Raw genomic sequence first — 8,248 nt, 5'->3', positions numbered from 1 at the left:
ATGGTAGGGGTTTGCTATCACGTCAGGTCAGGACTGACGGGTTTCGGCGTGTCGTGGTGAGTGCCAAGGGTGCAGTAGTACCCCAAGCGCACCCTTGGTGTCGGCGGCCCGACATGCCCCCCCGGAAGGGTCAGACGACCGGGAAACCGGCGACGGGCACACCGCGCGCGCCCTCAAAGACGCACCCTCTGGCCGCTCACACCGAACCCAGGCGATTCGACAGCCGCTGGTAGCGCGGCGTCAGCACGTCCAGCGCCTCGCCCACGTCCGAAGCCAGATCCCGTTCGGCCACGTAGAGACGTATCGCCTTCGCCGCCACAGCCTGCTTTGAGAGCCCCTCGCGCCGAGCCTGCCGCTCCAGCGCCTCGTCGTCCTCGTCGGACAGCCGCAACGTCATCGCCACACCCAGATGGTGTCAGCAGTGAACGAAGCTGCAGGTCGTCGATCTGATATCATTCGATATCATCGGAGGTGTCAGGATGTCGGACTTCTTGATCCGGGACGTGCCCGAGGACGTCGCGGCGGCCATAGACGCGCACGCGACACGGCTTGGCCTGTCTCGCAATGAGTACCTCCGACGCGAGCTGAAGATCGTTGCTCAGCGTTCGGTCTCTGCCGTTGACGCCGATGACCTGCGCCGGTTCGCCGCGAGGTTCTCCGATCTGACCGACCCCGACGTGATGGAACGGGCTTGGGGGTAAACGGCGTATGCCTACCTCTACCTCCTGGCTGATCGACAAGTCCGCGCTCGCTCGCCTGGGGACGAGCGCGGACATGACTTTGTGGGCCGAGCGGATCGGGCGTGGGCTGGTACGGATCACCACCGTCACGCTCCTGGAGGTCGGCTACTCGGCTCGATCGGCTCGTGACCTGCGAGCGGGGCTGCACGATCCGCCGCTCTCGCACATGCCGGTGGAGTACTTGACTCCCGCGATCGAGGACCGCGCGATGCAGGTCCAGGCGCTGTTGGCCGAGCGCGGGCAGCATCGGGCGCCTTCGGTGCCGGACCTGCTCATCGCGGCGACCGCGGAGCTCGCCTCGTTGACGGTGCTACATGTCGACAAGGACTTCGACCTGATCGCCGAGATCACCGGCCAACCCGTGCGGCGTCTGGACACACGTCTGGACACATTCGACGTGCCGCGGGACGCGGCGCCGATCACGCCCGACCAGGTCAACCGAGCGCTCGACGACGAGTAGCGCTCCGCGCCTGACGGTGCGCCTTCACCGCACCGTCAGACCGTCATGACACCGTGGCCGTATGAGTGGTGACGGCGGTGCCGCGGACCGGGCGGCCCTCGCGCCGGCTCTCGCCGGCCCTGACCTGGCCGATCGGCTGGCGCGGCGTGCCGAGCTGACCGAACGCGCCGAGGACTACGCGCGGGGCGCGCGGGCGGACTCGACCTGGGCGGCCTACGAGCGGCACTGGGCACGGTTCGAGGCGTGGTGCGCGGCGGCGGGGGAAACGGCGTTGCCGGCCGACCCGCTGACCGTAGCCCGATTCCTCGCCGACCTGGCCCCGGCCTGGCGCGCGGCGACCCCGTTCGACCCGCCCGACCAGGTCGTTGCCGGCCAGGTCTGTGACCGCCCCGGACTGCGCCCGGGCACCCTCGCCGGCTACCTGGCGGCCATCTCCGTGGTCCACCAGACCGCCGAGCAGCCGAACCCCGCCCACGCCGAGGCCGTGCGACGCACCATGGCCGGCATCCGCCGCCACCCCGGCGTCGCCCCGGTGAACCGCCGCGCCGCCGCCCGCCGCGACGACATCGCCACCATCCTGGCCACCCTGCGCCCCGAGGAGCACCTCGCCGACGCCCGCGACGCCGCGCTGATCCTCATCGGCTGGAAGGCCGCCCTGCGCGCCGACGACCTGACCAGCATGCGCATCGAGGACCAACGCGTCACCGCCGACGGCCTGGCCATCCACCTACGCCGCTCCAAAACCGACCAGGCCGCCGCCGGAGCCACCGTCGGCATCACCGCCAGCCACCCCGACCCCGATGACACCGCCGATGACGACACCCCGCCGGCGCCGCTCGACGCCGTGACCGCCTGGACCCGCTGGCGCGCCCTGCTCGGCTCGCACGGCATCATCACCGGCCCCGCCTGGCGCGGCATCGACCGCTACGGCCGCCGCCCCCGCGCCCGCGGCCTGACCCGCAACCACATCCGCCTGATCGTCGTCCGCCGCGCCGCCGCCGCCGGCCTGGACGCCGAGCGCTGGGGCGCGCACTCCCTACGCCGAGGCTTCGCCACCGAGGCCATCGCCCGAGGCGTCCCCGAACGCGACGTCCAACGCCACGGCCGCTGGCGCTCCCGCGCCGCCATGGACCCCTACATCGACGCCGCCACCACCTTCGACCCCACCAACCCGACCCGCTGGCTCGACTGACGGGTGTAAACGCCGTTTACACGCCGAGGGGGGACCGGCCCGGCGGGCCGATCCCCCCTCGACGGCGGTGGGTGTAAACGCCGTTTACACCCCGCGCGCGTCCTCGGAGAGCAGCTGGATCAGCTCCGCGAGCTCCTCCGCGCTGAACGTCTTGCGGATGGACTCGGCGGCCGCCGCCGGGGTGCTGACCCGGATGCTCTTCAACGCGGCCCGGCTGACCACGCCGTTGCTCCCCTGGGTCTGGGGGCGGGGACGGCGGTAGGGGGTGCCGGCGGCCACGATGGCCCGCTGCTCGTCCTCGGGCAGCTCGCCGAACTCACGGGCGCGCTCGATCGTCAGCTCGCCCCGCTCGAACGGCGCCCGCAGCTCCGGGATCAGCTTGAGCAGCGCCAGCCGCTGCGTGACGTACATGTGCGACTTCCCGATCCGCCGCGCCAGCTCGCGCCGCGACACCTCGGTGGACTTGAGCACCTCGGCCATCGCCTCGGCCTCGAGCACGGGCGGCAGGTCCCGCCGCTGCCCGTTCTCCACCAGCATGACCTCGTACATCGTGGTCACCTGGTCGTCGTTGACGACGATCGAGACCTCGGTGAGCGGAGCCATCCGCGCCGCGAGCAGCCGCCGGTTCCCGATCAGGACGACCCAGTCGGCGTCCGCGATCGCCTCGGCCTGGTCGGGGAACTCCGCCAGGTACTTGCCGGCCGAGCAGACCACGAGCGGCTGGATCACGCCGTGCTCGCGGATGGTCTCCGCCAGCTCGGCGAGCTCGTCGTCGCCCCCGGCGGGGCGCTTGTTGAGCGGGTTGAGCGCCACGCTGTCGATCGGGACGACCTGGGTCGACGCGGTGGGGCCCGCGGCCGGTTCGTCCGAGGGTGTCCACTGCGGGGCGGGGGCGGCGAAGTCCAGGTCGTCGACGGCCAGGTCCGCGAGGTTGACGCGCTTGCCCATCAGCGACCGCCCCGGGTGGAAACGGCGTTTACACGCTCGCGGCCGTTGGCGCGGGCATGCCCGTTGGTCCCGCCGCCGTTGTTGCCGCCGTTCGTGGAGCCGTTCGTGGTGGCGCGGCCGTTGACCTTGGCGTGCTTGGCCGGGCCGCCCCGGCCGCCGAGCACCTCCAGCGCGAGCCGGAAGAAGTCCTGCCGGGCCTCCAGCGCGACCCGGTTCTTCGCGTACTGCACCACCGTGACGCCCTCGGCCGCCGCGCGGGCGTGCAGCTTGTAGTGCCGGATCACCGTGTTGAACATCGGGAACCGCTTGGCCGCGAGGTAGTCGCGGGTCTGGCCCAGGTCGACGTCGCCGTCTCGCGGGTCCCAGTTGTTGATGAGCACCCGCCAGCGGACCCCGCTCGGCGCGATGACCGACTCGATGGTGCGCGCCGCCGGCGAGAACGCCAGGGGCTCGGGCTCGATCGGCACGATTACGTCATCGGCCTGCCGGAGCACCTCTTCGAGGATCGGCTGGTTCTCCAGCGTCCCGGGGGTGTCCACGAAGATGTGCGAGTACTTGGTGATGCGCCGAAGGCGGGAGAGCACCCTCGGGTCGTCATCGCACTGCTCGAAGTCGAACGGCAGCTCGTCGCCGACGCGCTTGGCCCACTCGAGCATCGAGGCCTGCGGGTCGGTCGACACCCCGAGGACAGGGGTGTCCGCCGCGGTCCTTCCCATGGTGTCCGCGACGACCGCGGCCAGATTCACCGTGACGGTGGTCTTGCCGACCCCGCCCTTCTGATTGGCAACGACATGCACGTGTGCCACTAGAAACCTCCGTGTGCTTCCCGACCGTCTAGGCCGGTACTTCGGATGGGCATGCCTGGACAGGGTCGCAGCTCACCCCGCCCCAACCTGCGGCGACATGCCGTCAGGACGGGTGTAAACGCCGTTTACACCCCGACCGGGCCACCCGAGCACGCCGCTGTAAACGCCGTTTACACCCCCGGCGGCCCGGGGCTGACGCGCCGGCGGCGCGCCGGTGACGCGAGACAGCCCGCTTCGCCGCACCGGGGTGGAAACGGCGTTTACACCCCAACCGGCCACGCGCCGGGCGCCGCCGGCTCGGTGGAAACGGCGTTTACACCGCTGCGGCCCGCTCGCCGGCGCCGGCGGCGTGGAAACGGCGTTTACACCCCGGGGGCGCGGAGGCGCGGGGTACGTCAGGCGGTGGAAACGGCGTTTACAGCAGGCGCGCTCGGGCCTCGGCGGGGGTGTAAACGCCGTTTACGGCCCCAGCCGCGGCACCCCCGCCCGCGCTCGAGCGGAAACGGCGTTTACACCGTGCACGCCCCGCGGAGACCGATGGACGCGTCCGTGCTCGCCGAGGGTGGCTGGTAGCCGTCCAGCGGCGGGAGCCCGGGCCGGCTGTAAACGCCGTTTACACCCGACCCCCTCGAGCGGGAGGTGTAAACGGCGTTTCCACCCCGGGCGCGTGCGCACCGACCGAACCGCGCGCCCACCAAGCTGTAAACGCCGTTTACACCCCGCTGGCCCGGTACGTTCGGGCGCCATGAGCGCCGACCGGGACGAGCTGAGGCGCCTCGTCGATGAGCTGCCCGAGCGGGAGATCCCCGCCGTGCTCGCCGAGGTCCGGCACCGCGCCCATCCCGAGTTCACGCCTGAGTGGCCGCCGGCGTTCTTTGCGTCCTTCTCCAGCGGACGCGGGGACCTGGCTGCCCGCCACAACGATGCGCTTGCCGAGGTGGCTCCACCGCGGGAGCGGAAGCCGAGCCGGCTGTAAACGCCGTTTACACCCCACCCGGGGTCGGAGCCTGGCGGTGTAAACGCCGTTTACACCGCCGCGTTGAGCCCGTGGCCACGCGTCGAGAGGTATGCGAGCCGCTTCGATCGCGTGGCGACAGGACTGGCCTGCCGCTCGGCGAGCGTTGCCTGAAGCTGGCCGGAGCCGTGGAAACGGCGTTTACACCTGAGCCCCTCCGGCCGGGAGGTGTAAACGGCGTTTCCACCGTGGTGCGTGGCCGGCGACGGGCTGGGCTGTAAACGGCGTTTACAGCAGCGGCGGCGGGCGGCTCGGCGCGCTGGGGTGTAAACGCCGTTTCCACCCCGTCGCCGAGGGCGGACGGAAGGTCGACGGGGCGGAGTTACTGGCGTTGAGCGCTAGCAAAGCCACCCCGCCGCGGCGTGGGGACGGACGCGAGCTTGAGGGCGGCGGCCGGGTGTAAACGGCGTTTACAGGCGGCGTGCTCGGCGGCGGGTTCGGGGGCGGCGGGCTTGGAGCTCGGCGAGCTGGGCGCGGAGTTCGGCGCGCAGCTCGGCGCTGCTGGTGGGCGTCCAGGGGGCGGCGGGCGGAGGGGGTGCCGTGGAAACGGCGTTTACACCCGGGCGCGGGACGGCCGTGTAGTCGCCGGGGATGCCGCGCACGGCGGCGGGCAGCTCGTGCAGCCGGCCTTCCCAGGGCTTGAGCCGGTGGCCCAGCACGCGCAGCGGGTCGCGGGCGCCGCGCAGCGCGTCGCCACGGTGGCGGTCGGGACGGTCGGGGTGGTGGTCGATGGCGTAGAGCAGCCCGGCCGGGCAGGCGCCGGCGTCCCACCAGCGCTTGAGCTGCGCCCGGGTGCGCCACAGCGGCACCCCGGATACCCCCCCGCCGTCTAGGCCGATGCGTTGGAGCAGGCAGCGAGTGGCCAAGTTGCGTTCGGATGGGGAGCCGGGGATGCCGAAAACGGGCCATGACTTGGCGACCGGCGTCGTGCGGTCGAGCCGTCTGCCGTTCAAGGGGTAGTTACCAACACACGGAGTGGGGAGGTCGCCAAGTTCCGAACTTGGCGTGTTGACCTGCGATTTCGTGGCGGGCTCGGGCTGGGGCAGGCAGGCCGGGACGTAAACGGCGTAGGTGGGGGTGCGGCCCTTGGCGGTGCCCAGGAAGGCCGCTGAGGCCCCTTTCTCCGCGACCACGATCAGGCCGACCTCGACCGCCCAGGCGATCACCCGGGAGACCGTGCGCGTCGCCCGGCCGCCGGCGGCGCCGAAGTCCTCGGCCTTGACCGCGTAGACCAGCCCGCTGTCCCAGTCCATGCCGTGCACGAGCTGGCGCAGGATGGCCAGCCATGCCTCGCGGCGGTCCGAGCGCCAGTTCTGGGCCGCGACGAGCGCCTCGACGACACGCAGCGCGACCGACTGGTCACGCAGACGACCGGGCGGCAGGAAGTTCTCGATGCCGGGGTGCGACTCGTAGCGGCCGGATTCGATCCGGGCGGCGGCGCGGCGGCGGCCGTAGCGCAGGCTCCGGGCCCGCCTGCGTGCCGAGCGGCGGGTGTAAACGGCGTTTACAGCCCGCCCGGGGCCGCGTGGGCTCGGGCCGGTTCGTCCGCCGGGGCGCGAGCCGGCTCCGGCCGGGGCCCTGGGCTCGTCCGGGTGCGGTGAGACGGCCTCGGAGGCGTGAACGCGACACACCGTGCCGTCGGGTTGCAACCACGCCGGGACGAACTGACCGGCCTCGTAGCAGGGAAAACACCACCCTGGGGCCGTGATCGACTGTGATAGCGCAGCAGAACGGGGTGAGGGTGCTCGCGCACGCGAGTACTCGTGCGTAAACTGGGCCATACAACGAAGCCCTTCTTAGGAAGCCCTTCCTAGGGCGGGTGGCCCCTCCGGGGGTCGGTAAAGCCCCCTTGCGGGGCATGGGTAGAAAGACCCCGGCTGACAACCGGGGAGCGCACGCCGTTGCTACTCGGGCGGCCACCCGAAACGGCGCGAACTTGACGAGGCGGCCTCCATCACGGAGGCCGCCTCGCTCGCGCTAGGAGACTTCAGCCAACGGGAGCTCCTCCTCCGTCTTGTCCAGTGGCAGCTCTTCCTGGTCTTCGATCTTCGGCAGGCTCCAGGCGGGAGCCGGCTTGTCGAGCGCCTGCGCCACGAGCCGGGTGATGACCCTGCCCATGGGCAGCTCGTCGGTAGCAGCCATCTCCGCTACCTCCTCGTACATCTCGTGTGGCAACCAGATGTGCATGCCGACCCGGGGGCCGAGTGACGGCCTGCCCCGTTTCCTCGGTGGAGTCCCTGACTTCGTCATGCGGCATTTCTTACCGCGGCCCCGCTCAATCGTGTTCTCGACACGCCGTGTTCAAACAAGAACCTGTTTCGAAAAAAGAAGCAAGCGCTACTAGCTAACTTAGTGAATGAACCTAGCCCATGCCCGTTTGCCTGGTATCGCGAGCAAACAAGCGCCGGTTGCCATCGTGGCCGGTCGTGGCCATCTGGCCGTGGCCATGGCCGCGGTCGTGGCCATCTGGCCGCGTGGCCGCGGCCATCGAAGCGTGGCCACGCGTGGCCATCGTGGCCACGTGGCCACGGCCACCGGTGGCCACGTGGCCATCACGTCGTGGCCACGCGTGGCCACGGCCATGGCCGCGGTCATGGCCATTTGGCCGCGGTGGCCACGGTGGCCATGGCCATTTGGCCGCGTGGCCATGACCGTGGCCGCGGCCATGACCACAAATGGCCGTTTGTGGCCACGGCCAGATAGCCACGTGGCCGCGGCCATGGCCATTGGCCGCGTGGCCATCTCGTGGCCACTTCGCGCGGTGGCCACGGCGTGGCCACACGGTGGCCACCGGGTGGCCGTGGCCACGTGGCCACGCGTGGCCATGGCCATTTGGCCGCGGCCATGTGGCCGGATGGCCGCGGTCATGGCCGGCCAAGCGGTGGCCGTGGCTGCGGCCAAATGGCCGCCGTAGCCGCGGCCATCCGGTGGCCATGGCCGCTCGAGGTCGGACGGCTCGGGCGGCGCGACGCGCCGGACACCGGCGGAGATCCGGGCGCTGAGCAGCGCAAAATCCGGGTCATCCATGGACGCCAGCCGTCGCGGCGGGACCCGGTTTCGATCTTTACGACCGGCGTGGTGGCCACG

At 71.2% G+C, this 8,248-nt stretch carries 10 protein-coding genes; 5 read left to right on the top strand and 5 right to left on the bottom strand.

All coding sequences use genetic code 11. The features are described 5' to 3' along the window. Nucleotides 1-196: 196 nt before the first annotated feature. Nucleotides 197-403 carry a ribbon-helix-helix domain-containing protein gene (locus N912_RS59545; RefSeq protein WP_037070412.1) on the bottom strand — a complete coding sequence of 69 codons (207 nt, stop codon included), beginning with the start codon at nt 401-403 and terminating at the stop codon, nt 197-199. 76 nt (nt 404-479) lie between these two features. On the opposite strand from N912_RS59545, the gene vapB reads away from it, so the two are divergent. The 3 genes from vapB (at nt 480) to N912_RS59535 (ending at nt 2,392) form a co-directional block, all read left to right on the top strand. Then, nucleotides 480-701 (top strand): type II toxin-antitoxin system VapB family antitoxin, encoded by a 222-nt coding sequence (gene vapB / locus N912_RS0147750; protein WP_028927975.1) that lies wholly within the window; start codon nt 480-482, stop codon nt 699-701. Between the two features lie 7 nt (nt 702-708). Beyond that, the gene (locus N912_RS59540) at nt 709-1,200 is read left to right on the top strand and encodes a PIN domain nuclease (RefSeq protein WP_084212113.1); all 492 of its coding nucleotides are present in this window, start codon (nt 709-711) and stop codon (nt 1,198-1,200) included. 61 nt (nt 1,201-1,261) lie between these two features. After that, nucleotides 1,262-2,392: a site-specific integrase gene (locus tag N912_RS59535; RefSeq protein ID WP_051581811.1), complete on the top strand. Its 1,131-nt coding sequence runs from the start codon at nt 1,262-1,264 to the stop codon at nt 2,390-2,392. Between the two features lie 84 nt (nt 2,393-2,476). On the opposite strand, the gene N912_RS0147735 is transcribed toward N912_RS59535, so the two are convergent. Together N912_RS0147735 and N912_RS59530 are read right to left on the bottom strand one after the other, a co-directional pair. Further along, on the bottom strand, nt 2,477-3,340 hold the full coding sequence (locus tag N912_RS0147735; protein WP_028927974.1) for a ParB/RepB/Spo0J family partition protein: 864 nt from the start codon (nt 3,338-3,340) through the stop codon (nt 2,477-2,479). Then, a complete protein-coding gene (locus tag N912_RS59530; RefSeq protein ID WP_245645966.1) occupies nt 3,340-4,137 on the bottom strand; it encodes a ParA family protein in 798 nt (265 codons plus the stop codon). The genes N912_RS0147735 and N912_RS59530 overlap by 1 nt, the downstream gene beginning before the upstream one ends. Before the next feature lie 754 nt (nt 4,138-4,891). Between N912_RS59530 and N912_RS59525 the strand changes: the two genes are divergently transcribed. Then, nucleotides 4,892-5,122 (top strand): hypothetical protein, encoded by a 231-nt coding sequence (locus N912_RS59525; protein ID WP_037070411.1) that lies wholly within the window; start codon nt 4,892-4,894, stop codon nt 5,120-5,122. Nucleotides 5,123-5,571: 449 nt separating this feature from the next. Here N912_RS59525 and N912_RS61425 read toward each other — a convergent pair whose 3' ends face one another. After that, nucleotides 5,572-6,792 carry a hypothetical protein gene (locus tag N912_RS61425; protein WP_051581810.1) on the bottom strand — a complete coding sequence of 407 codons (1,221 nt, stop codon included), beginning with the start codon at nt 6,790-6,792 and terminating at the stop codon, nt 5,572-5,574. Nucleotides 6,793-7,138: 346 nt separating this feature from the next. Continuing rightward, nucleotides 7,139-7,303 (bottom strand): hypothetical protein, encoded by a 165-nt coding sequence (locus N912_RS0147715; RefSeq protein WP_156994460.1) that lies wholly within the window; start codon nt 7,301-7,303, stop codon nt 7,139-7,141. Nucleotides 7,304-8,062: 759 nt separating this feature from the next. Here N912_RS0147715 and N912_RS65430 point away from each other — a divergent pair. Further along, on the top strand, nt 8,063-8,248 hold a 186-nt coding region (locus tag N912_RS65430; RefSeq protein WP_211261656.1), incomplete at its 3' end, for a hypothetical protein.

The sequence above is a fragment of the Actinospineispora acaciae DSM 45401 genome (assembly GCF_000620785.1).
Classification (GTDB): Bacteria; Actinomycetota; Actinomycetes; order Mycobacteriales; family Pseudonocardiaceae; genus Pseudonocardia; species Pseudonocardia acaciae.
The sequence above is the reverse complement of the archived record's forward strand: the minus strand, read 5'-3'. Positions and strand labels throughout refer to the sequence as shown.

Coding starts and splice junctions, on each gene's coding strand:
- vapB (WP_028927975.1), top strand. CDS start 480: ATGTCGGACTTCTTGATCCGGGACGTGCCCGAGGACGTCGCGGCGGCC.
- N912_RS59540 (WP_084212113.1), top strand. CDS start 709: ATGCCTACCTCTACCTCCTGGCTGATCGACAAGTCCGCGCTCGCTCGC.
- N912_RS59535 (WP_051581811.1), top strand. CDS start 1,262: ATGAGTGGTGACGGCGGTGCCGCGGACCGGGCGGCCCTCGCGCCGGCT.
- N912_RS0147735 (WP_028927974.1), bottom strand. CDS start 3,340: ATGGGCAAGCGCGTCAACCTCGCGGACCTGGCCGTCGACGACCTGGAC.
- N912_RS59525 (WP_037070411.1), top strand. CDS start 4,892: ATGAGCGCCGACCGGGACGAGCTGAGGCGCCTCGTCGATGAGCTGCCC.
- N912_RS0147715 (WP_156994460.1), bottom strand. CDS start 7,303: ATGGCTGCTACCGACGAGCTGCCCATGGGCAGGGTCATCACCCGGCTC.